Origin of the sequence: Streptomyces sp. NPDC013157 (assembly GCF_042899865.1) — a bacterium.
Taxonomy (GTDB): domain Bacteria; phylum Actinomycetota; class Actinomycetes; order Streptomycetales; family Streptomycetaceae; genus Streptomyces.
The window spans coordinates 166,460-189,991 of the sequence record NZ_JBIBAK010000017.1; the positions used below are offsets into that span (position 1 = coordinate 166,460).

A 23,532-nucleotide genomic window follows, 5' to 3' on the forward strand; every position below is an offset into this window, starting at 1 on the left:
CGCCCGAAACCCACGCACTCTCGATTCCCATGGAGACAGGACGTGTCCCGTCAGGTGTTCCTCTACGATCCGCCGGACCGCTTCGTCGCGGGCACGGTCGGAATGCCCGGACGCCGTACGTTCTTCCTCCAGGCCACGGCCGGCCCCCGGACGACCAGCGTGGCCCTGGAGAAGACCCAGGTCGCCGCACTTGCCGAACGTATGGACGAACTCCTCGACGAGGTCGTGCGCCGCAGCGGCGGCAACGCGGCCGTGCCCGCCGTCGCGCCTGCCGAGATCAGCGACAGCGCCCCCCTCGACACCCCCATCGAGGAGGAGTTCCGCGTCGGCACCATGGCGCTCGCCTGGGACGGCGAGGAAGAGCGCATGATCGTCGAGGCGCAGGCCCTCGTGGAGCTGGAGGCCGACTCCGAGGAGGACCTCGCCGAGGCCGAGGAGCGGCTCCTGCAGGACGAGGAGAACGGGCCCCCGATGCTGCGGGTCCGGCTGACCGGCGCGCAGGCCAGGGCCTTCGCCAAGCGCGCCCTGGATGTCGTCAACGCCGGGCGGCCGCCGTGCCCGCTGTGCAGCCTCCCGCTCGACCCGGAAGGACACGTATGTCCGCGCCAGAACGGATACCGCCGCGGAGCGTGACCGCAGCCGAACTGCTCGCCCACGGTGAGCTGAAGGTACGCGGCCGCATCCGCGACGCCTCCAACGCGGCACTGTTCTGCACGGTCGCGCACGACGGCCAGGAGGCCTCCTGCGTCTACAAGCCGGTCGCCGGGGAGCGCCCGCTGTGGGACTTCCCCGACGGCACCCTCGCCCAGCGCGAGGTGGCCGCCTACGAGGTCGCCGCGGCCACCGGCTGGGACCTGGTCCCGCCCACCGTGCTGCGCGACGGGCCGTACGGCGAGGGCATGGTCCAGCTGTGGATCGACGTCGACCCCGAGGGCGCCGAACTGCTCGCCCTGGTGGACGCGGAGGAGCCCGAGCCCGGCTGGAAGGCGATCGGGCTCGCCGAGGTCGGCGACGGGAAGACCGCGCTGCTGGTGCACGCCGACGACGAACGGCTGCGCCGGCTCGCCGTCCTCGACGCCGTCATCAACAACGCCGACCGCAAGGGCGGCCATCTGCTGCCCACCGCGGACGGCCGGCTCTACGGCATCGACCACGGCGTCACCTTCAACGTCGAGAACAAGCTGCGCACCCTGCTGTGGGGCTGGGCGGGGGAGGACCTGACCGGCGAGGCCGTCGAGGTCCTCGCGGGCCTGCGCGCGGCCCTCGGAGGGCCGCTGGGAACCCGCCTGGCCGAGCTGATCACCACCGCGGAACTCGACGCCACGCGCGCGCGTGTCGAGACGTTGCTCACCGCCGGCAAGCACCCGGAGCCGAGCGGCGAGTGGCCGGCCATCCCCTGGCCGCCCGTATAGCGCCACCAGCACATTCCGGCCCCGAGATCAAGACGGCCTTCCCGGCCGTCCGGTTCGTATACCGAACTCGGGTCCGGTTACGCTCATGTACATGCATGCCTGGCCCGCTTCCGAGGTCCCCGCCCTGCCTGGTCAGGGCCGCGACCTGAGGATCCACGACACCGCGACCGGCGGTCTCGTCACCCTTGCCCCCGGTCCCGTCGCCCGCATCTACGTCTGCGGCATCACGCCGTACGACGCGACCCACATGGGGCACGCGGCGACCTACAACGCGTTCGACCTGGTTCAGCGCGTGTGGCTCGACACCAAGCGGCAGGTGCACTACGTCCAGAACGTGACGGACGTCGACGACCCGCTCCTGGAGCGCGCGGAGCGCGACGGCGTCGACTGGGTCGCCCTCGCCGAGCAGGAGACGACCCTCTTCCGCGAGGACATGACCGCCCTGCGGATGCTGCCGCCGCAGCACTACATAGGCGCGGTCGAGGCCATACCCGGCATCGTGCCGCTCGTCGAACGCCTGCGCGATCTCGGTGCCGCCTACGAACTCGAGGGCGACATCTACTTCTCCGTCGAGTCCGACCCGAACTTCGGCAAGGTCTCCAACCTCGACGCGGCCGCGATGCGGCTGCTGTCCGCCGAGCGCGGCGGCGACCCCGACCGCCCCGGCAAGAAGAACCCGCTCGACCCGATGCTGTGGATGGCCGCCCGCGAGGGCGAACCGAGCTGGGACGGCGGATCCCTGGGCCGTGGCCGCCCCGGCTGGCACATCGAGTGCGTGGCCATCGCCCTCGACCACCTCGGCATGACCTTCGACGTCCAGGGCGGCGGCTCCGACCTCGCCTTCCCGCACCACGAGATGGGCGCCTCGCACGCCCAGGTGCTCACCGGCGAGTTCCCGATGGCCAAGGCGTACGTCCACGCCGGCATGGTCGCCCTCGACGGCGAGAAGATGTCCAAGTCCAAGGGCAACCTGGTCTTCGTATCCCGACTCCGCCGGGACGGCGTCGACCCGGCCGCCATCCGCCTCGCCCTGCTCTCCCACCACTACCGGGCCGACTGGGAGTGGACCGACCAGGTCCTGGCCGACGCGGTGGCCCGCCTGGACCGCTGGCGCGCGGCGGTCTCCCGCCCGGACGGCCCGCCCGCCGAGTCCCTGGTGGAGGAGATCCGCGACGCCCTGAGCAACGACCTGGACGCCCCGGCCGCCCTGGCCGCGGTGGACCGCTGGGCGGCCCTCCAGCAAGCGGAGGGCGGCACGGACACGGGCGCACCCGGGGTCGTGTCACGAGCGGTGGACGCCTTGCTGGGCGTGGCCCTTTAGACGAACGGCAGCCCCCGCGCCCCCTTGCTTTCAGGGGCGCGGGGAACTGCGCGACCAGCCACAACTCACCCGCCCCGAACACTCGACGCGCACCCCCCTTCTTGTCGACGAGGCCGACAAGAAGGGGCGGCACGCATCTCGCGTACCGCCCCTTTTTCAGTCCTCGGAGGTGTCCTCGCCGTCCGGCCCGGTCTCCCCCGGGTCTCCGCCGTCCCCGGCATTCCCCGTGCTCTCGGGCGTGTCGGGCTTCGGCGGCCGCGGCCGGGCCTTGCCACCCGGGTTCCCCGGGGTGTCCCGCAGGTACGACGCACTGTCGCTGCCGTCCGCCGTGGCGTGACCGCCGGGCGGGTTCACGTCCCGGCGCCGCAGGTACCGCTCGAACTCACGGGCGATGGCCTCGCCGGACGCCTCCGGGAGCTCGGCGGTGTCCCGGGCCTCCTCCAGCGTCTGCACGTACTCCGCGACCTCGCTGTCCTCCGCGGCCAGCTGGTCCACCCCGACCTGCCAGGCGCGCGCGTCCTCGGGCAGCTCGCCCAGCGGGATCCGCAGGTCGAGCAGGTCCTCCAGGCGGTTGAGCAGCGCCAGCGTGGCCTTCGGGTTGGGCGGCTGGGAGACGTAGTGCGGGACGGCCGCCCAGAGCGAGACCGCCGGGACGCCCGCGTGCGTGCACGCCTCCTGGAGGACGCCGACGATGCCCGTCGGGCCCTCGTACTTGGTCTCCTCCAGGTCCATCCGCTGCGCCAGGTCCGAGTCCGAGGTGACCCCGCTGACCGGCACCGGACGCGTGTGCGGGGTGTCACCGAGCAGCGCGCCCAGGACGACCACCAGCTCGACGCCCAGCTCGTGGGCGAAGCCCAGCAGCTCGTTGCAGAACGAGCGCCAGCGCATGGACGGCTCGATGCCTCTGACCAGCACCAGGTCCCGCGGCTTCTCGCCGCCGACGCGGACCACCGACAGCCGTGTGGTCGGCCAGGTGATCTTGCGCACGCCGCCGTCCATCCACACCGTGGGGCGGTTCACCTGGAAGTCGTAGTAGTCCTCGGCGTCGAGCGCCGCGAACACCTCGCCCTTCCACTCGCGCTCCAGATGCGCGACCGCGGTGGAGGCGGCGTCGCCGGCATCGTTCCAGCCTTCGAACGCGGCCACCATGACTGGGTCGATCAGCTCGGGAACCCCCTCCAGCTCGATCACCCAGTGCCTCCTTCCGACGTGCCCTCGCGTACGCCCCAACCTTACGGCGTGAGGCGGGGGCGCCCGCAGCCCCCTTGCACGGGGGAGTGAACGGATCACTGCCCCGTTCGCCGCCCTCGAACACCACCGGTTCCGGGAAGCGGGCAAGCGCTTCACAGGCTGCTGCGCAGCCACTGCTCGACGCTCGCGATGTGCACGGTCGCCCAGGACCGGGCCGCCTCCGCGTCCCGGTCGCGCAGCGCGGCCAGGATCGCCCGGTGCTCCCGCAGGGTCCGGGCGACCGCGTCCTCCTGGGTCAGGCCGCGCCAGATCCGCGCCCTGGTGGTCGGCCCCGACAGCCCGTCAAGCAGCGAGCACAGCACCGAGTTCCCCGAGCTCTGCACGATGCCGCGGTGGAACTCCAGATCGCAGGCGACCAGCTCCTCCACCGACGGCTCGACGCCGAGCGCGTCCAACTGGGCGTCCAGCGCATCCAGTTGCTGCTCGCTGATCCGGGAGGCCGCCATCGCGGTCGCGGCCGGCTCCAGGATCCGGCGCACCGCGAGGAACTCCAGGACCGTGTCGTCGCGGTGGAAGTCCACGACGAAGCTCATCGCCTCCAGCAGCAACTGGGGGTCCAGGCTGGTGACATACGTGCCGTCGCCCTGCCGGACGTCGAGGATCCGGATCAGCGACAGCGCCCGTACCGCCTCCCGCAACGAGTTGCGGGACAGGCCCAGTTCGGCGGCGAGCTCGCTCTCCTTGGGCAACCGCTCTCCGGGGCGCAGCGCACCGGAGACGATCATGTCCTTGATCTTCTCGATCGCCTCATCGGTGACTGCCATACCGGCCTCCCTGTCGCTCAGACATCCGATGTCTCGGTCACATTATGCGGCCTGGTCAGCCGTCCGCGGTCAGCCTTCGTCCCGGACCGCGGTACTTCGCGGCCCCGCTCAGACGGGCCTGTCGCCGCACTCCCTGACCGGTTCGCCGGGTGCCTCGCGGGGCCCGGGCGGGATGTCGGCCGCGGTGGTACCGGGGCCGGAGACGGGGGTGCCGTCCTGCGCGAGGTACGACTGCAGCCGCAGATGCCGGAACTCGAAGTACGCCCCGGACCGGCGCAGGACACCACGCCGGTGGGCGTCCTCCAGGAACGCCATCAGCCGCCAGGGCAGCCTGCCGGTCACCCCGAGCCAGACCCGGGCGACGGCGAGCCGGCCCCAGGCGCTCAGGGCCACCGCCGTGGTGCCCATCGGGAGCCACAACTGGGTGCCGAGGTGCACCAGTCCGCCCCAGTCGCCGGGCAGCAGCACCACCGGCACACAGACACAGGCGACGAGCAGGGCGACGACACCGCCGCGGGTGAAGGACGCCGTGCGGTCTGTGCGCAGGGAGGACCCGGGGCCGGTCGCGCGCCGTCGTGCCGTAACGCCCCGTTCCAGCCGCAGCACCTTTGATAAACCCGCTGTTCGAAACACGTGTGAGGGAGCGTGCGGGGGTGTTCGGGGGGCGGCTGGTGGTGCGATGTGCCGTGTGGGCAGTTACCGGAGGCACGAGGCGAGGGCATACGGCCTTCCGGCGGGCATGCGAGAGGGGGGGGGCCCCCGGGGGGGGGGGGCCCCCCCCCCCGCGCCCCCCCCCGCCCCCGGTACGGCGGGGCCGGGTCTTCAGCGGTTGCCGGGACGGTCAGGGGAGGACCCGGCAACCGCCTGTTCCTGGTGTCACTTCTTGTCGAGCAGGTCCTGGACCCTGGCCCGGACGTCGTCCGTGGCCAGACCGCGGATGGTCAGGGTGGTACGGCGGCGCAGCACGTCGTCCGCGGTCTCGGCCCACTCGTGGTCGCGGGCCCAGACGACCTGCGCCCAGATCTCCGGGGCGTCCGGGTGGACGCGCTCGGCGAGCAGCGGGTCCTCGTTGGCGATGCGAGCGATGTCGAAGGCCAGCGAACCGTAGTGGGTGGCCAGGTGCTTCGCCGTGTCGGCGGCCATCCGCGGGCCCGGGGCCGGGTTGTCCACCAGCAGGCGGTGGGCGACGGCACGGGGGTTGGCGACGCCGGGCAGCGGCAGCTTCTTCGGCAGCGAGGCGATGGGCTCGAAGTCGTCGCCCAGCGGGTGGCCCGGCAGCGCCTCCAGCTTCTCCATCACGGTGCGGCCGATGTGCCGGAAGGTGGTCCACTTGCCGCCCGCGACGGACAGCATGCCGCCCCTGCCCTCGGTGACCACGGTCTCCCGCTTGGCCTTCGCGGTGTCGCCGGGGCCGCCCGGCAGCACCCGCAGACCGGCGAAGGCGTAGGTGATCAGGTCGCGCCGGAGCTGCTGGTCCCGGACGGAGAACGCGGCCTCGTCCAGGATCTGGGCTATGTCCTTCTCGGTGACGGAGACATCCGCCGGGTCGCCCTCGTACTCCTCGTCGGTGGTGCCGAGCAGCAGCATGTCCTCCCAGGGGAGGGCGAAGGTGATGCGGTACTTGTCGATGGGGGTGGCCAGCGCGGCCTTCCAGGGGGAGGTGCGCTTCAGGACCAGGTGGGCGCCCTTGGAGAGACGGATGGACGGGGCCGCGTTCGGGTCCTCCATCCGGCGCAGGTGGTCGACCCACGGGCCGGTCGCGTTGAGCACCAGGCGGGCGTTGACGCCGAACTCCTCGCCGGAGACCGCGTCCTTCAGGTCGGCGCCGGTCACCCGGCCCCGGGTGAAGCGCAGCCCGGTGACCTGGGCGTGGTTGAGGACGACCGCGCCCGCCTCGACGGCCGCGCGGACCGTCATCAGCGCCATGCGCGCGTCGTTCATCTGGTCGTCGCCGTAGACCGCGACGGCCTTGAGGTTCTCGGTGCGCAGCTCCGGCACGTCCCGCTGGGCCCGTGCGGGGGAGAGCAGATGGCCGACGCCGTCACCGAACGCGGAGAGCGCGGAGTAGGCGAACACGCCCGCCCCGAGCTTCGCGGCGCCGTGCGGACCGCCCTTGTACACGGGGAGGTAGAACGTGAGCGGGTTCGCCAGGTGGGGGGCCACCTGGCGGGAGACCGCACGGCGCTCGAAGTGGTTCTCCGCCACCAGCTTCACCGCGCCGGTCTGCAGGTAGCGCAGACCGCCGTGGAGGAGCTTGGAGGAGGCGGAGGAGGTGGCGCCGGCGAAGTCGCCGGCGTCGACCAGTGCCACCCTGAGCCCTGACTGCGCGGCGTGCCAGGCGGTGGAGATGCCCAGGATGCCGCCGCCGATCACGAGAAGGTCGTACGACGCCTTGGAGAGCTGCTCCCTGGTCTCGGCGCGGCTCGGCAGCGAGCCGGAGGCCGGGTGCGTCCCCAGGGCAGGTACGGACTGCAGGGTGGACTGACTGGTCATGTCGGGTTCTTACTCCTCGTCAGAGCTCGATCGTGAGAGCGGTGCACGCTCTCGTCAGCTCTCGTCGTCGATCCAGCCCATGGTCCGGTCGACGGCCTTGAGCCAGTTCTTGTACTCACGGTCGCGGGTCTCCGCGTCCATGCGGGGGGTCCACTCGGCGGCCCGGCGCCAGTTGGCGCGCAGCTCGTCGGTGCTGGACCAGAAGCCGACGGCGAGGCCGGCGGCGTAGGCGGCGCCGAGGCAGGTGGTCTCGGCGACCATCGGGCGCACCACGGGTGCGTCCAGGACGTCGGCGAGGGTCTGCATCAGCAGGTTGTTGGCGGTCATGCCACCGTCGACCTTGAGGGCCACCAGCTCGTCGCCGGAGTCCTTCACCATGGCGTCCGCGATCTCGCGGGTCTGCCAGGCGGTGGCCTCCAGGACGGCGCGGGCCAGGTGCGCCTTGGTGACGTACCGGGTCAGGCCGGCGATGACACCGCGGGCGTCGGAGCGCCAGTGCGGGGCGAACAGGCCGGAGAAGGCCGGCACGAAGTAGGCGCCGCCGTTGTCCTCGACCGAGAGCGCGAGCGTCTCGATCTCGGCCGCGGTGGAGATCAGGCCCATCTGGTCGCGCATCCACTGCACCAGCGAGCCGGTGACGGCGATCGAGCCCTCCAGCGCGTACTGGGTCGGCTGGTCGCCGATCTTGTAGCCGACCGTGGTCAGCAGGCCCGCGTAGGAGTTGATGATCTTGTCACCGGTGTTCATCACCATGAAGGTGCCGGTGCCGTAGGTGGACTTGACCTCGCCCTCGGAGAAGCAGCACTGGCCGAACAGGGCCGCCTGCTGGTCGCCGAGCGCGGAGGCGACCGGGATGCCGCCGAGCAGGTCGCCGAGCTTGCCGCCGGTGACCTCGCCGTAGACCTCGGCGGAGGACCGGATCTCGGGGAGGATCTGCAGGGGCACGCCGATGGACTCGGCGATCTTGTCGTCCCACTGCATGGTGTGCAGGTTCATGAGCAGGGTGCGGGAGGCGTTGGTCACGTCGGTGACGTGCTTGCCGCCGTTGACACCGCCGGTCAGGTTCCAGATGACCCAGGTGTCCATGGTGCCGAAGAGGATGTCGCCCGCCTCGGCGCGCTCCTTGAGGCCGTCGACGTGGTCGAGCAGCCAGCGGGCCTTGGGGCCGGCGAAGTAGGAGGCCAGCGGCAGGCCGGTCTCGCGGCGGAAGCGGTCCTGGCCGACGTTGCGGCCGAGCTCGCGGCAGAGGGCGTCGGTGCGGGTGTCCTGCCAGACGATGGCGTTGTGGACGGGCTCACCGGTGTTCTTGTCCCACAGCACGGTGGTCTCGCGCTGGTTGGTGATGCCGATGGCCTTGATGTCGTCGCGGGTGATGCCGGCCTTCTGGATGGCCCCGGCGACGACCTCCTGGACGTTGGTCCAGATCTCGTTGGCGTTGTGCTCGACCCAGCCCGGCTTCGGGAAGATCTGCTCGTGCTCCTTCTGGTCGACCGAGACGATACGGCCGTCCTTGTCGAAGACGATGCAGCGGCTGGAGGTCGTGCCCTGGTCGATCGCGGCGATGAAGGGGCCTGCGGTGTGAGCGTCGGTCACTGTGTGCTCCTCAAAGATCCGTGGTGTGTGGCGGTACGTCTGTCTCTTGGGCGAGGCCTGCCGCTCTAGGCGAAGGCGACGTTGTAGATACCCGCGGCTATGGCTCCGCCGATCAGCGGGCCGACGACCGGGATCCAGGCGTAGCTCCAGTCGGAACCACCCTTGTTGGGCAGGGGGAGGAGTGCGTGCACGATGCGCGGGCCCAGGTCACGGGCCGGGTTGATCGCGTAACCCGTCGGGCCGCCGAGCGACAGACCGATCGAGACGACCACCAGGGCGGTGATCAGGCCGCCCAGCACGCCGAGGCCGTTGCCCTTGTCGTTGAGGCCCTGGGTGAGGACCGCGAGGATCAGCACGACGGTGCCGATGATCTCCGTGGCGAGGTTCTGGACCGCGTTGCGGATCTCCGGACCGGTGGAGAAGATGCCGAGGACCGGTCCTGCGCCCTTCTCCTGGGCCTCGACGGCCTTGGCCGTGGTGGCCTGCGCGCCGGGGCCGCCGACGATCTCCTTGTCGGTGAGGTGGGCCTGGAACTGGCCGTAGTAGGCCACCCACACCAGGCTCGCGCCGATCATCGCGCCGAGCAGCTGTCCGGCGAAGTAGACCGGGACGTGGCTCCAGTCGCTGTTCTTGATGGCGAGAGCGACGGTGACGGCCGGGTTGAGGTGGGCACCGGACAGCGGTCCGGAGATGTAGACGGCCGTCAGGACGGCGAAGCCCCAACCGAAGGCGATGGCGAGCCAGCCGGCGTTACGGGCCTTGGAGGCCTTGAGCGTGACGGCGGCGCACACGCCGCCGCCGAGCAGGATGAGTATGGCGGTACCGATGGTCTCGCCGATGAAGATGTCGGAGCTGGACACCCGCGACTCCTTTGTCCTTCGTCCAGGGAAGCCGAACCCCGAGTCCCTTCGGGGTGTTGGCGCCCTCGGGGGTGAGAGCGATGTCGGCCTTTGGCGTTGTCACACTCTAGCGCGTATTGCCGGTAGGTGTTCGACAATGCCGACCGATGGACGGGAGTCTTGCTCCGGCGTTACGCGTGCGTCAAGAGTTCTGTTATCGAAAGCGCGATCGTTATTGATTGCTTCGGGTTATCGATGAGTCGGGTAGTCCGCCCGGGTGTCCTGCGTCAACTCCGCTGATCTGCCGTTTTGCCCTGTTATGTCCATCTCAGGGTACGGCTGAGGCCGGTCCGCCACACGCGAACCGGCCTCGGTCGTCGATCAGGGGCGCGCCGTCAGAACCGGCCCGCGCCCAGGTCCCGCGACACCGCACGGGCGCAGTCCCGCACCGCCGCGATCAGGTCGGGCCGCAGCTCCCCGTCCTTGCAGAGCCGCTCCACCGCGCCCGTGATGCCCACCGCCCCCACCGGCATCCGGCGGCGGTCGTGGATCGGCGCCGCGACCGAGGCCACGCCCTCCCAGGTCTCCTCGACGTCGGCCGCGTAGCCGCGGGCCCGCGTGATGTCCAGGATGTGCTCGAAGGCGTCCAGGTCACAGGTGGTGCGGTCGGTGAAGGGCTTGCGGTCGGCCTCCAGCGCCTCGCTGTGCGCCACCGGGTCGTAGGCCGACAGCACCTTGCCGAGGGCCGTGGAGTGCAGCGGCTGCATGGCGCCGATCTCGAGCACCTGCCGGCTGTCGTCGGGCCGGAAGACGTGGTGCACGATCAGCACGCCCTGCTGGTGGAGCACGCCCAGGTAGACGCTCTCCCCGCTGGAGCGGGCCAGGTCGTCCGTCCATACCAGCGCCCGCGCCCGCAGCTCGTGGATGTCCAGGTAGGTGGTGCCCAGCCGGAGCAGCTCGGCGCCCAGTTGGTAGCGCCCCGAGACGTCGTCCTGCTCGACGAACCCCTCCTGCTGGAGGGTGCGGAGTATGCCGTGGGCGGTGCCCTTGGCGAGGCCCAGCGACGAGGCGATGTCCGACAGGCCGAGCCGTCGCTCGCCGCCCGCGAGCAGCCGCAGCATCGCGGCCGCCCGTTCGAGCGACTGGATGTTCCGTGCCATCGCCGTTCTGCCTCCGTCCCCTGTGACCCTCGCCGTCACGACGCCGTAACCATCGTTCGGCAATGCCGAACACTACCGGTCCATGCCGACTCACCGCTAATGGTCGGTCGGCATCCGTTGCTTCCCGCGTGGCCCACCCTTCGGTGTCCGGCCACGCACATCCGCCCCGCACCATGACCTGTGAGCGGCCAAAACGCCATGGCCGGCGTCATACTGCCCGCCCCGCCGGTCACTCGTCCGCCACATGGACGCCCTGCCCATCCAAGCCCACTCCCGGTTACGCTGGCGCCGTGCGTCCATAGCCGGGTCCACCCGGGGAAACCGCATAGCCGACAGCCGTCGCATCCAAGGGAGCCCTTCATGGCCTCGTTGCCGCCGTCCCCTTCCGCCGACAGCCGGACCCGGGTGTCCGCGCTCCGGGAGGCGCTCGCCACACGCGTGGTGGTCGCCGACGGAGCCATGGGCACCATGCTCCAGGCGCAGGACCCCACCCTGGAGGACTTCGAGAATCTCGAGGGCTGCAACGAGATCCTCAACCTCACCCGCCCCGACATCGTCCGCTCGGTCCACGAGGCGTACTTCGACGTCGGCGTGGACTGCGTCGAGACCAACACCTTCGGGGCCAACCACGCCGCGATGGCCGAGTACGACATCGCCGACCGGGTCCACGAGCTCTCCGAGTCCGGTGCCCGCATCGCCCGCGAGGTCGCCGACGGCTACACCGCACGGGACGGCCGGCAGCGTTGGGTCCTCGGCTCCATCGGCCCCGGCACCAAGCTGCCCACCCTCGGCCACGTGCCGTACGCCACCATCCGCGACGGCTTCCAGCAGAACGCCGAGGGCCTGCTCACCGGCGGTGCCGACGCCCTGATCGTCGAGACCACCCAGGACCTCCTGCAGACCAAGGCCTCCGTCCTCGGCGCCCGCCGCGCCATGGAAGCCCTCGGCACCGAGGTCCCGCTCCTGGTCTCCATGGCCTTCGAGACCACCGGCACCATGCTGCTCGGCTCCGAGATCGGTGCCGCGCTCACCGCCCTGGAGCCGCTCGGCATCGACATGATCGGCCTGAACTGCTCGACCGGCCCCGCCGAGATGAGCGAGCACCTGCGCTACCTCACCCGGCATTCCCGCATCCCGCTGCTGTGCATGCCGAACGCCGGACTGCCGGTCCTCACCAAGGACGGCGCCCACTTCCCGCTCGGCCCGGAGGGCCTGGCCGAGGCCCAGGACAACTTCGTCCGCGACTACGGCCTCTCCCTCATCGGCGGCTGCTGCGGCACCACGCCCGAGCACCTGCGCCAGGTCGTGGAGAAGGTCCGGGGCGTCACCCCGCCCGAGCGCAGCCCGCGCCCCGAGCCCGGCGCCGCCTCCCTCTACCAGACGGTCCCGTTCCGCCAGGACACCTCCTATCTGGCCATCGGCGAGCGCACCAACGCCAACGGCTCCAAGAAGTTCCGCGAGGCCATGCTGGCGGCTCGCTGGGACGACTGTGTGGAGATGGCCCGCGAGCAGATCCGCGAGGGCGCCCACATGCTGGACCTCTGCGTGGACTACGTCGGCCGGGACGGCGTCGCCGACATGGAGGAACTGGCCGGCCGCTTCGCCACCGCCTCCACCCTGCCGATCGTCCTCGACTCCACCGAGGTCGAGGTCATCCGGGCCGGTCTGGAGAAGCTCGGCGGCCGCGCGGTCATCAACTCCGTCAACTACGAGGACGGCGACGGCCCGGAGTCCCGCTTCGCGAAGGTCACCGAGCTCGCCCGCGAGCACGGCGCCGCGCTGATCGCGCTGACCATCGACGAGGAGGGCCAGGCCCGCACCCCCGAGAAGAAGGTCGAGATCGCCGAACGGCTCATCGACGACCTCACCGGGAACTGGGGCATCCACGAGTCGGACATCCTCATCGACACCCTGACCTTCACGATCTGCACCGGCCAGGAGGAGTCCCGCAAGGACGGCATCGCCACCATCGAGGCGATCCGCGAGCTCAAGCGCCGCCACCCGGACGTCCAGACCACCCTCGGCCTGTCCAACATCTCCTTCGGCCTCAACCCGGCCGCCCGCATCCTGCTGAACTCCGTCTTCCTCGACGAATGCGTCAGGGCGGGCCTGGACTCGGCGATCGTGCACGCCAGCAAGATCCTGCCGATCGCCCGGTTCAGCGAGGAGGAGGTGCAGACCGCCCTCGACCTCATCCACGACCGCCGCGCCGAGGGCTACGACCCGCTTCAGAAGCTCATGCAGCTCTTCGAGGGCGCCACCGCCAAGTCCCTGAAGGCCGGCAAGGCCGAGGAACTGGCCGCCCTCCCGCTGGCGGAGCGCCTCAAGCGCCGCATCATCGACGGCGAGAAGAACGGTCTCGAAGCCGACCTCGACGAGGCGCTCCAGACCCGCGCCGCCCTGGACATCGTCAACGAGACCCTCCTGGACGGCATGAAGGTCGTCGGCGAGCTGTTCGGCTCCGGCCAGATGCAGCTGCCGTTCGTCCTCCAGTCCGCCGAGGTCATGAAGGCCGCGGTCGCCCACCTCGAACCGCACATGGAGAAGTCGGACGCCGAGGGCAAGGGCACCATCGTGCTCGCCACCGTGCGCGGCGACGTCCACGACATCGGCAAGAACCTCGTCGACATCATCCTGTCCAACAACGGCTACAACGTCGTCAACCTCGGCATCAAGCAGCCCGTCTCCGCGATCCTGGAGGCCGCCGACGAGCACAGGGCCGACGTCATCGGCATGTCCGGCCTGCTCGTCAAGTCCACGGTGATCATGAAGGAGAACCTGGAGGAGCTCAACCAGCGCGGCCTCGCCGCCACCTACCCGGTCATCCTCGGCGGCGCCGCCCTCACCCGTGCCTACGTCGAGCAGGACCTGCACGAGCTCTACGAGGGCGAGGTCCGCTACGCCCGCGACGCCTTCGAGGGCCTGCGCCTCATGGACGCCCTCATCGGCGTCAAGCGCGGCCTGCCCGGTGCCGTCCTGCCGGAACTGAAGCAGCGCCGGGTCCGGCACGCGGCCGCCGTCGAGGTCGAGGAGCGGCCGGAGGAGGGCCATGTCCGCTCCGACGTCGCCGTCGACAACCCGGTGCCCACCCCGCCGTTCTGGGACACCCGCGTCATCAAGGGCATCCAGCTCAAGGAGTACGCCAGCTGGCTCGACGAGGGCGCCCTCTTCAAGGGCCAGTGGGGCCTCAAGCAGGCCCGCACCGGCGAGGGACCGTCCTACGAGGAACTCGTCGAGACCGAGGGCCGGCCCCGGCTGCGCGGCCTCCTCGACAAGCTCCAGACGGAGAACCTGCTCGAAGCCGCCGTCGTCTACGGCTACTTCCCCTGCGTCTCCAAGGACGACGACCTGATCATCCTGGACGAACAGGGCAACGAGCGCACCCGGTTCACCTTCCCGCGCCAGCGCCGCGGCCGCCGGCTCTGCCTCGCCGACTTCTTCCGTCCGGAGGAGTCCGGCGAGACGGACGTGGTCGGCCTCCAGGTCGTCACCGTCGGCTCCCGCATCGGCGAGCAGACCGCCAAGCTGTTCGAGGCCAACTCCTACCGCGACTACCTCGAACTGCACGGCCTGTCCGTCCAGCTGGCCGAGGCCCTCGCCGAGTACTGGCACGCACGCGTGCGCTCCGAACTCGGCTTCGCCGGCGAGGATCCGGCCGACGTCGAGGACATGTTCGCCCTGAAGTACCGGGGCGCCCGCTTCTCCCTCGGCTACGGCGCCTGCCCCGACCTGGAGGACCGCGCCAAGATCGCCGACCTGCTCCGGCCCGAGCGGATCGGCGTCCACCTGTCCGAGGAGTTCCAGCTGCACCCCGAGCAGTCCACGGACGCCATCGTGATCCACCACCCGGAGGCGAAGTACTTCAACGCCCGGTGAGCCGTGTGGCACGCCGAGACGCGTGCCACACAGCACACTGATCGGATAAGTCGTACACTGGTCGGTCCACAGCAGGCCGGTTCCCCGCATGGGAACCGGCCTGGTCGTCCCTCAAGGAGGTGTGTGGATTGACCAGCACGGTCCCCGCGCTCGGAACCCGTACGGCGGAAGGCTCGGCCCTCCAGGCGGTGCTCCTCGACATGGACGGCACCCTGGTGGACACCGAGGGTTTCTGGTGGGACGTCGAGGTCGAGATCTTCGCCCGCCTCGGCCACACCCTCGACGACTCCTGGCGCCATGTCGTGGTCGGCGGCCCCATGACCCGCAGCGCCGGGTTCCTCATCGAGGCCACCGGCGCCGCCATCACGCTCGCCGAGGTCAGCGTGCTGCTCAACGAGGGCTTCGAGGAGCGCATCGGCACCGCCCTGCCGCTGATGCCGGGCGCACAGCGGCTGCTCGCCGAGCTGTACGAGCAGCAGATCCCCACCGCCCTGGTCTCCGCCTCGCACCGGCGCATCATCGACCGTGTCCTGACCTCGCTGGGCCCCCAGCACTTCAGCCTGTCCGTCGCCGGCGACGAGGTCTCGCGCACCAAGCCCTACCCGGACCCGTACCTGCTCGCCGCCGCCGGGCTGGGGGTGGACCCGGCCCGATGCGCGGTCGTCGAGGACACCGCGACCGGCGTCGCCGCCGCCGAGGCGGCCGGCTGCCAGGTCGTCGCCGTCCCGTCGGTCGCGCCGATCGCCCCGGCCGCCCGGCGTACCGTGGTGACCTCCCTGGAAGAGGTCGACCTGGCTTTTCTGCGCGGCCTGATGACGGAAATGGGCTAGCCGTTCACCCAGCGTACAAAGTCCATTGGACGAAATCCCGGCGCCTGTCATTCAACGGAATTCGCAACTGTTCAACCGGCTGAATTCCGATAGCCCATCACATAAATGCACGTGTGACGTTCCCCACGTGCAGGACGCTCGACAACGTTGCCCGACTGTGCAGCCCACCCCCGTTCGGGGGGAAACGGGGTGACCTTGTGTCCCGATTGGGGAGACGCTGCACTAATCCTGCCGCTGTCGGGTTTTCGGTCCGTCCACAACCGGTTCCCCTGCGTGATGGCCCCTCAACTCACGCCGCTGCCAACCGTCCTGCGGCCGCGGACTAATCTCGTCGCGAGAACATCGCCGTAACCCCCGTGATCCGCTTCGACACCCCATGTATGCGGGATACACGGACACGAACAGCTCTGGAGAACTTCGAGCATGAACCGTAAGACTTTGGTGCTGCCGGCCGTGGTCGGCCTGCTCACTCCGGTGCTCGCCGCGTGCGGTGGGTCCGACAGTGGGAGCAGCAGCAGCGACGCGATCGTCGTCGGCACCACCGACGGGTTCACTGCCACGAAGGACGCCCCCGCGCCGATCGACCCCGCGTACTCCTACGACGTCGGCGGCTGGAACATCCTGCGCCAGACCGTGCAGACCCTCATGTCCCAGCCCAAGGGCGAGGGCGACCCGGTTCCCGACGCCGCAGAGAGCTGCTCCTTCACCGACAGCGGCAGCGAGCGCTACGCCTGCAAGCTGCGCGAGGGCCTGAAGTTCTCCGACGGCAACGCCGTCACCGCCGAGGACGTCAAGTGGTCCATCGAGCGCGCCCTGCGCATCAAGTCGGACACCGGCGTCTATGCCCTCCTCTCGAACATCGACACCATCGAGACCCAGGGCGACCGCGAGGTCATCTTCCACCTCAAGACCGCCGACGCCACCTTCCCGTACAAGCTGTCCACTCCGGTCGCGGGCATCGTGAACCCGAAGGACTACGAGAAGGACAAGCTCCGCGACGGCTTCGACATCGACGGCTCCGGCCCCTACACCTTCAAGGCCGACGTCAAGAACGACGAGCTCGTCTCCGCCACCTTCACCAAGAACCCGAACTACAAGGGCAGCGTGAAGGTGAACAACGAGCAGGTCGTCCTGCGCTCGTACAAGGACGCCGACGCCATGGGCGAGGCGATCGACAAGGGCGACATCGACGTCATGACCCGCACCATGTCGCCGGCCCAGATCAACAAGCTCGACGCCGGCACCGACAAGAACGTCGACCTCGTCGAGATGTCCGGCCTGGAGATCCGCTACCTCGGCTTCAACACCGACGCACCGACCGTCAAGGCCAAGGCCGTCCGCCAGGCCATGGCCCAGGTCATCAACCGCGACGAACTCGTCGCCAAGGTGTACGGCTCCCAGGCCGAGCCGCTGTACTCGCTGGTCCCGGCCTCCATCACCGGCCACTCCAACTCGTTCTTCAACAAGTACGGCGACCCCAGCGTCACCAAGGCCAAGAGCCTGCTGACCGCGGCGAACATCACCACCCCGGTGAAGCTCACCCTGCACTACACGACCGACCACTACGGTCCGGCCACCAAGCAGGAGTTCGAGGTCCTCAAGCAGCAGCTCAACGACAGCGGCCTGTTCGACGTCAGCATCGAGGGCACCCCCTGGTCGTCCTACCAGACCAACGAGCGCAAGGGCGACTACGACGTCTACGGCATGGGCTGGTTCCCCGACTTCCCCGACGCCGACAACTTCCTCGCGCCGTTCCTCGACAAGGACAACTTCCTCAAGTCGCCCTACCTCAACAACCGGATCATCAACACCCTGATCCCCGAATCCCGCCGCGAGGCCGACCGCGCCAGCGCCACCGGCAGCCTGACCGAGATCCAGGACGACGTCGCCAACGACGTCCCGGTGCTGCCCCTGTGGCAGGGCAAGCAGTACGTCGCCGCCCGCAGCGACATCACGGGCGTCGCCTACGCCCTCAACTCCTCCGCCAGCCTCCAGCTGTGGGAGCTCGGCCGCGGCTCCAGCAGCTGACACCCGGTCGTACGACAGGAAGGGCGCCCCGCTCCACGAGCAGGGCGCCCTTGCCGTCGTACCGCCCGCCTACTGCGCTCCCGGGCGCACCAGGCCACTCTCGTACGCGTACACCGCGGCCTGCACCCGGTCCCGCAGCCCCAGCTTGGTCAGCACATGCCCCACATGCGTCTTCACCGTGGTCTCGCTGACGAACAGGTCGGCCGCGATCTCCGCGTTCGACAGCCCGCGCGCCACCAGCTTCAGCACCTCCACCTCCCGGTCGGTGAGGGTGTGCAGGGTGTCCGGCACCGGCTCCTCACCGGACGGCAGATGCGTCGCGTACTTGTCCAGCAGCCGGCGCGTGATGCTCGGCGCCAGCATCGCCTCGCCGTTCGCCACCACCCGGATCGCCTGCACCAGCTCGTTGGCCGGCGCGTCCTTCAGCAGGAAGCCGCTGGCCCCCGCGCGCAGCGCCTCCACCACGTACTCGTCCAGATCGAACGTGGTCAGCACCAGCACCTTCGCCGGGCCGTCCCGGCCGGGGCCGGTGATCTGCCGGGTCGCCTCCACGCCGTCCATCCGCGGCATCCGGATGTCCATCAGCACGACGTCGGGCTGGAGGGCGCGCACCTGGTCGAGTGCCTGCAGGCCGTCTCCGGCCTCGCCCACGACCGCGATGTCCTGCTCGGCCTCCAGAATCATCCGGAACCCGGTACGCAGCAGCGGCTGGTCGTCGACCAGTAGGACGCGGATGGCCACGGTGAGTCTCCTTCTGCTAGTCCGCGCCCATTCTGCCCTGCGCCACGCCCCCGGACCCGGCCGACCTCACCGGCAGCGGATACGGCGGGGGAGTACCGCCGAACTCCGGGCAGTGCGCCTGGTGGTCGCACCAGCCGCACAGCTTCGTCGGACGCGGCCGCCACTCACCCGACTCCGTCGCCTCCCGGATCGCCTCCCACAGCGCGAGCAGCTTGCGCTCCACCCGCTGGAGATCGGCGAGGACCGGGTCGTACGTCAGCACGTCACCGCTGCCGAGATAGACCAGCTGCAGCCGCCTCGGCACCACGTTCTTCAGCCGCCACACCACCAGCGCGTAGAACTTCATCTGGAACAGCGCACCCTCGGCGTACTCCGGCCGCGGTGCCTTGCCCGTCTTGTAGTCGACGATCCGCACCTCACCCGTCGCGGCCACGTCGACCCGGTCGATGATCCCGCGCAGCCGCAGCCCCGACTCCAGCTCCGTCTCCACGAACAGCTCCCGCTCCACGGGCTCCAGCCGGACCGGATCCTCCAGCGTGAACCAGCGCTCGACCAGCTGCTCCGCCTCACCCAGCCAGCGCGCCAGCCGCTCGCCCCGCGGATCCTCCGCGAACAACTCCCCGAGCTCCGGCCTGGACTCCCGCAGCCGGTCCCACTGCCCCGGGATCAGCGACTTGGCCCGCGGCGCCGTCCGCTCCACCGCGGGCGCGTCGAAGAGCCGCTCCAGAACCGCGTGCACCAGCGTCCCCCGCGTCGCCGCCTCGCTCGGCTTCTCCGGCAGCCGGTCGATCACCCGGAACCGGTACAGCAACGGACACTGCATGAAGTCACTGGCCCGCGAGGGCGACAGCGAGGCGGGCGGCGCCGCCGCCTTCCCCGCCACCCCGGTGACCGGCTCTTCCCCCTGCGCGACGACCGCGCCCCGATCCCGTGCGGCGTCCCCGATGCTGCTGTCCATGACCACAGACCATACGGCCCGCCACTGACAGTCACCCAACCCGCACCACGGCCCGGCCAACACAGGGGGGTGCCGGGGCGGAACACGCCACGACGGCCGCATACCATCGACCGGAGAAGACGCATCTAACGAGGGGACACCGTGGACGTGAGCGGCGGCAGCGGGCAGCCCCGGTCGGACAACGCCGAACCGGCGCAGCAGACGACCGGCGAGGAGCCCGCGCCCCCGGCCCCGCAGGCACCGGAGAAGCCGGACGAGCCGCAGACGACGCCGGCACCGGAGAAACCGGAGACCACCGGGGCACCGGAACCCGCCCCCGCACCGCACACCGACGCGACCCCCGAACCCGAAGAACCCCGACCGGCCCCCGCGCAGCCCGGTGCGGCCGGCATGGCCAAGGGACAGCCGCCGCAGCGGCCCAAGGAACCCGGCGGCGGACTGCTCATGGGCCGCCCCTTCGGCGTCCCCGTGTACGTCGCCCCCAGCTGGTTCGTCGTCGCCGCGCTGATCACCTGGGTCTTCGGCGGCCAGCTCGACCGCGTCCTGCCCGAACTCGGCGCCGCCCGCTACCTCGTCTCCCTCTTCTTCGCCATCGCCTTCTACGCCTCCGTCCTGATCCACGAACTCGCCCACACGGTCGCCGCGATCCGCTTCAAACTCCCCGTCCGCCGCATCCAGCTCCAGTTCTTCGGCGGCGTCTCGGAGATCGAGAAGGAGGCGGAGACCCCCGGACGGGAATTCGTGCTGGCCTTCGTCGGCCCGCTGCTCTCCCTCGTCCTCTCCGGCCTCTTCTACCTCGCCATGCAGCCCGTCGAGCCCGGCACCGTCCCCGGCGTCCTGCTGGCCGGCCTGATGGTCTCCAACCTCATCGTCGCCGCCTTCAACCTGCTCCCCGGCCTCCCCCTCGACGGCGGCCGGATGCTCCGCGCCGTCGTATGGAAGATCACCGGCAGGCCCATGAGCGGCACCGTCGCCGCCGCCTGGGTCGGCCGCGCCCTCGCCGTCTCCGTCCTCATCGGCCTCCCCCTGCTCAACCACTGGGGCGCCTTCGGCGGCGGCACCGACGACAGCAGCGGCATGGACGCCGTCACCGACGCCCTGCTCGCCGCCATCCTCGCCGCGATCATCTGGACCGGCGCCGGCAACAGCCTGCGCATGGCCCGCCTCCGCGAACACCTCCCGGAACTGCGCGCCCGCACCCTCACCCGCCGCGCCGTCCCCGTCGAGACCGACACCCCGCTCTCCGAGGCCCTGCGCCGCGCCAACGCCGCCGGCGCCCGCGCCCTGGTCGTCGTCGACGCCGACGGCAACCCGCTCTCCCTCGTCCGCGAGGCCGCGATCGTCGGCGTACCCGAACACCGCCGCCCCTGGGTCGCCGTCAGCGGCCTCGCCCAGGACCTCACCGACGGCATGCGCGTCTCCGCGGAACTGGCCGGAGAAGACCTCCTCGACGTCCTGCGCGCCACCCCCGCCACCGAATACCTGGTCGTCGAGGAGACCGGCGAGATCTACGGCGTCCTGTCCGCAGCCGACGTCGAACGCGCCTTCGTCAGGGCAATGGCGAGGCCGGCCTGACAACGCCCTCGGCGTGAGCGCCCCCGAAAGGGGCGCTGGGGGTCCCCCGGCCGAAGGCCTGGGGGAGGAACTGCGCGACCAGCCACCCACGGCCCGCACCCGACGCACCCGCCCCGCCCCCCCTGTCGGCCAGGCCGGTCAGGCCCCCCGCAGGGAACCGGTAGGCTGTTCACATGTCCGAACCGACCGGTGCCGCCCGCAGGCGCGGGCCCTTCAAGGTCGGGGACCAGGTACAGCTGACCGACCCCAAGGGTCGCCACTACACGTTCACGCTCGAAGCCGGGAAGAACTTCCACACCCACAAGGGCTCCTTCCCGCACGACGAACTGATCGGCGCTCCCGAGGGCAGCGTTGTCCGCACCACCGGCAACGTCGCCTACCTCGCGCTGCGCCCCCTGCTCCCCGACTACGTCCTGTCCATGCCCCGCGGGGCAGCCGTCGTCTACCCCAAGGACGCGGGGCAGATCCTCTCCTTCGCCGACATCTTCCCCGGCGCCCGCGTCGTCGAAGCCGGCGTCGGCTCCGGCTCGCTCAGCAGCTTCCTGCTGCGCGCCATCGGCGACCAGGGCATGCTGCACAGCTACGAGCGCCGCGCGGACTTCGCCGAGATCGCCCAGCAGAACGTCGAGCGCTACTTCGGCGGCCCCCACCCGGCCTGGCAGCTCACCGTGGGCGACCTCCAGGACAACCTCTCGGACACCGACGTCGACCGCGTCATCCTCGACATGCTCGCCCCCTGGGAATGCCTGGAGGCCGTCTCCAAGGCCCTCGTCCCCGGCGGCATCCTGTGCTGCTACGTCGCCACCACCACCCAGCTCGCCCGGACCGTCGAGTCCATCCGCGAGATCGGCTGCTTCAACGAGCCGACCTCCTGGGAGACGATGATCCGCAACTGGCACGTGGAAGGCCTCGCCGTCCGCCCCGACCACCGGATGATCGGCCACACCGGCTTCCTGCTCACCGCCCGCCGCCTCGCCGACGGCGTCGAGCCGCCCATGCGCCGCCGCCGCCCCGCCAAGGGCGCCTACGGCGAGGACTACGACGGCCCCAACGCCGACGGCGGCGCCGGCCGCTGAGCCCCACCCCGCCACCGCTTCAACGCACGAGCGCCGCGGCCGAGTTCCCGGACCCCACGGGAACTCGGCCGCGGCGCTCACCCGTTGACGCCGCCGACGCAGCGGCACCCCACCAGCCACGAAAGCCCACCCCCGCCGTTCCCTCCCACTGTGACGTGTGGCACGATGCAGGCCACCCCCCCACCGGCACAGGCCTCACAGGAGACACTCCTAGTGCAGCAATCCGTGGTCCCGGAGCTCGCTCACACCGACACCCGCCCCATGCACTGGCTGGCCACCGCCGCTGCCGTGGCCGGCGTCGTCGCTCTGTCGTCCCTCTTCCAGCCGGGCTCGGCCAAAGCCGCCCAGCCCACCGCCGGAACCGCGACGAAGCCCGCCCCCGCGGCCGCCGCGCCGCCCAGCACCACCGGCGTGGACTTCCCCCTCGACTGCGGCCCCGTGAAGGAGCTGGTCGTCAAGAAGGCCTCCGGGGACCTCGACGGCGACGGCAGACCGGAAACCGTGGTGGTCGTCCACTGCGACTCGGCCATGGGCACCCCGCCCGACGGCGTCTACGTCCTCACCCAGGCCGCCGGCGCCACCAGCCCCCGCGTCGTCGCCACCCTGGTCGACCCCAAGGACCGGTACACCGTGACCGACTTCGCCGTCGGCGGCAAAGCGGTCACCGCCACCCTGCTCGGCTATTCCTCGGACAATGTGCCCAGTTGCTGCCCGGACCTGAAGTCCGACGCCAAGTGGCAGTGGAACGGCCACGCGTTCGTCCGCTCCACCCCCGCCGCCGCCCACAGCGTCTGACGGCCACACCGGCCGAGCCGGCCCGAGGGGCCGGCCGCCCACGCCACGCGGAGTGGCCGGAAGGTCACTCCGCGTCCGGCCCGTACACCTCGACACGGTCCGCGACCCGGCGCACATGGATGCACTCGCCCGGACACTCCCGCGCCGAATCCACCACGTCCGTGAGCAACGGCAGCGGCACCGGCACCGTCGCCCCCTTCGCCTGCAGCAGCTCGTCGTCCGCGCCCTTCACATAGGCCAGGCCGTCGATGTCCAGCTCGAACACCTCGGGGGCGTACTGGGCACAGATCCCGTCACCCGTACACAGATCCTGGTCGATCCAGACCTCGAGCGCCTCACCGTCGGCCAGGGCCTCCTGCTGCACGGTCATCTCTCCTGCCGTCGAAAGCGCCGGACGGCCGGACCCGGGGGTCACCCGGTCCCGCCCCGGCGGGTGTTGAACGCCTTCGACCCTACCTCCGGCCCGCAGCCGCCCGCGCACCCTCCTCGCACACCCTCCAGGGCGCCTCCGCCCGCTCCCTCCGCCCGCGCACACGGCGCCCGCACCGCGCGGCAAGGCGGCGTCCGGCCACCTGACCGATCGACTTGAGCCAACCCGCGCCCCGCGTCCGCGAACACGCACCACATCCGACCGGTCGCTCTGTGTAGGAAATCCGCCACCGGGGCACAACCCCTGAACCGGCACTGGAGCGGACAACTCCGGTCAGTCACGAAGGGTTTTGACCACTCCAGGCCTGGAACACGCCGCTTCTGAATCGCGTTGAGTGGGTATCCACCCGGCACGAGGGAGAACGCAATGGGTGACCGACGACACACCTTG

Annotated in this window: 19 protein-coding genes; 9 read left to right on the forward strand and 10 right to left on the reverse strand. The window is 70.7% G+C overall.

Translation table 11 applies throughout. From position 1 onward, the window contains the following. The first annotated feature begins 42 nt into the window (after window positions 1-42). The 3 genes from ACFY6U_RS39440 to mshC all read left to right on the forward strand — a co-directional run bounded on the left by ACFY6U_RS39440 (window position 43) and on the right by mshC (window position 2,733). A complete protein-coding gene (locus ACFY6U_RS39440; protein WP_351490168.1) occupies window positions 43-633 on the forward strand; it encodes a DUF3090 domain-containing protein in 591 nt (196 codons plus the stop codon). Further along, window positions 597-1,412: an SCO1664 family protein gene (locus ACFY6U_RS39445; protein ID WP_390046172.1), complete on the forward strand. Its 816-nt coding sequence runs from the start codon at window positions 597-599 to the stop codon at window positions 1,410-1,412. Before ACFY6U_RS39440 ends, ACFY6U_RS39445 begins: the two co-directional genes overlap by 37 nt. 91 nt (window positions 1,413-1,503) lie before the next feature. After that, window positions 1,504-2,733 (forward strand): cysteine--1-D-myo-inosityl 2-amino-2-deoxy-alpha-D-glucopyranoside ligase, encoded by a 1,230-nt coding sequence (mshC, locus tag ACFY6U_RS39450; RefSeq protein ID WP_390046174.1) that lies wholly within the window; start codon window positions 1,504-1,506, stop codon window positions 2,731-2,733. A gap of 156 nt (window positions 2,734-2,889) precedes the next feature. On the opposite strand, the gene ACFY6U_RS39455 is transcribed toward mshC, so the two are convergent. From ACFY6U_RS39455 to ACFY6U_RS39485, 7 genes are all read right to left on the reverse strand, one after another. After that, window positions 2,890-3,924 (reverse strand): PAC2 family protein, encoded by a 1,035-nt coding sequence (locus ACFY6U_RS39455; RefSeq protein WP_390046176.1) that lies wholly within the window; start codon window positions 3,922-3,924, stop codon window positions 2,890-2,892. Window positions 3,925-4,076: 152 nt separating this feature from the next. After that, window positions 4,077-4,748: a FadR/GntR family transcriptional regulator gene (locus ACFY6U_RS39460; protein ID WP_293998511.1), complete on the reverse strand. Its 672-nt coding sequence runs from the start codon at window positions 4,746-4,748 to the stop codon at window positions 4,077-4,079. A 108-nt stretch (window positions 4,749-4,856) separates the two neighbouring features. Then, complete coding sequence (locus ACFY6U_RS39465) at window positions 4,857-5,354, reverse strand: hypothetical protein (protein ID WP_390046178.1); 498 nt, start codon at window positions 5,352-5,354, stop codon at window positions 4,857-4,859. Between the two features lie 270 nt (window positions 5,355-5,624). Beyond that, window positions 5,625-7,241, reverse strand: coding sequence for an FAD-dependent oxidoreductase (locus ACFY6U_RS39470; RefSeq protein ID WP_390046180.1), 1,617 nt, complete (start codon window positions 7,239-7,241; stop codon window positions 5,625-5,627). Between the two features lie 54 nt (window positions 7,242-7,295). Further along, the gene (gene glpK, locus ACFY6U_RS39475; protein WP_093505058.1) at window positions 7,296-8,834 is read right to left on the reverse strand and encodes a glycerol kinase GlpK; all 1,539 of its coding nucleotides are present in this window, start codon (window positions 8,832-8,834) and stop codon (window positions 7,296-7,298) included. Window positions 8,835-8,899: 65 nt separating this feature from the next. After that, the gene (locus tag ACFY6U_RS39480) at window positions 8,900-9,694 is read right to left on the reverse strand and encodes an MIP/aquaporin family protein (RefSeq protein ID WP_390046182.1); all 795 of its coding nucleotides are present in this window, start codon (window positions 9,692-9,694) and stop codon (window positions 8,900-8,902) included. 374 nt (window positions 9,695-10,068) lie between these two features. Continuing rightward, window positions 10,069-10,833: an IclR family transcriptional regulator gene (locus ACFY6U_RS39485; protein ID WP_351490182.1), complete on the reverse strand. Its 765-nt coding sequence runs from the start codon at window positions 10,831-10,833 to the stop codon at window positions 10,069-10,071. A gap of 360 nt (window positions 10,834-11,193) precedes the next feature. On the opposite strand from ACFY6U_RS39485, the gene metH reads away from it, so the two are divergent. From metH to ACFY6U_RS39500, 3 genes are all read left to right on the forward strand, one after another. Further along, window positions 11,194-14,709 (forward strand): methionine synthase, encoded by a 3,516-nt coding sequence (metH, locus tag ACFY6U_RS39490; RefSeq protein WP_390046184.1) that lies wholly within the window; start codon window positions 11,194-11,196, stop codon window positions 14,707-14,709. 128 nt (window positions 14,710-14,837) lie between these two features. Then, window positions 14,838-15,539 (forward strand): HAD family hydrolase, encoded by a 702-nt coding sequence (locus ACFY6U_RS39495; protein WP_390046186.1) that lies wholly within the window; start codon window positions 14,838-14,840, stop codon window positions 15,537-15,539. Window positions 15,540-15,962: 423 nt separating this feature from the next. Next, window positions 15,963-17,567 carry an ABC transporter substrate-binding protein gene (locus ACFY6U_RS39500; RefSeq protein ID WP_390046188.1) on the forward strand — a complete coding sequence of 535 codons (1,605 nt, stop codon included), beginning with the start codon at window positions 15,963-15,965 and terminating at the stop codon, window positions 17,565-17,567. A gap of 69 nt (window positions 17,568-17,636) precedes the next feature. Here the strand turns inward: ACFY6U_RS39500 and ACFY6U_RS39505 are convergent, their stop codons facing one another. Both ACFY6U_RS39505 and ACFY6U_RS39510 read right to left on the reverse strand, forming a co-directional pair. Beyond that, on the reverse strand, window positions 17,637-18,308 hold the full coding sequence (locus ACFY6U_RS39505; RefSeq protein ID WP_030608351.1) for a response regulator transcription factor: 672 nt from the start codon (window positions 18,306-18,308) through the stop codon (window positions 17,637-17,639). Window positions 18,309-18,324: 16 nt separating this feature from the next. Beyond that, window positions 18,325-19,266, reverse strand: a complete 942-nt coding sequence (locus tag ACFY6U_RS39510) for a RecB family exonuclease (RefSeq protein ID WP_351490194.1) — start codon at window positions 19,264-19,266, stop codon at window positions 18,325-18,327. A 141-nt stretch (window positions 19,267-19,407) separates the two neighbouring features. Here ACFY6U_RS39510 and ACFY6U_RS39515 point away from each other — a divergent pair, with 141 nt between their 5' ends. From ACFY6U_RS39515 to ACFY6U_RS39525, 3 genes are all read left to right on the forward strand, one after another. Beyond that, window positions 19,408-20,841 (forward strand): site-2 protease family protein, encoded by a 1,434-nt coding sequence (locus ACFY6U_RS39515; protein WP_390046190.1) that lies wholly within the window; start codon window positions 19,408-19,410, stop codon window positions 20,839-20,841. A gap of 173 nt (window positions 20,842-21,014) precedes the next feature. Further along, the gene (locus ACFY6U_RS39520; RefSeq protein WP_089103073.1) at window positions 21,015-21,917 is read left to right on the forward strand and encodes a tRNA (adenine-N1)-methyltransferase; all 903 of its coding nucleotides are present in this window, start codon (window positions 21,015-21,017) and stop codon (window positions 21,915-21,917) included. Window positions 21,918-22,130: 213 nt separating this feature from the next. After that, window positions 22,131-22,712 carry a hypothetical protein gene (locus ACFY6U_RS39525; RefSeq protein ID WP_390046193.1) on the forward strand — a complete coding sequence of 194 codons (582 nt, stop codon included), beginning with the start codon at window positions 22,131-22,133 and terminating at the stop codon, window positions 22,710-22,712. 64 nt (window positions 22,713-22,776) lie between these two features. On the opposite strand, the gene ACFY6U_RS39530 is transcribed toward ACFY6U_RS39525, so the two are convergent. Beyond that, complete coding sequence (locus ACFY6U_RS39530) at window positions 22,777-23,082, reverse strand: ferredoxin (RefSeq protein ID WP_390046195.1); 306 nt, start codon at window positions 23,080-23,082, stop codon at window positions 22,777-22,779. Window positions 23,083-23,532 lie beyond the last annotated feature (450 nt).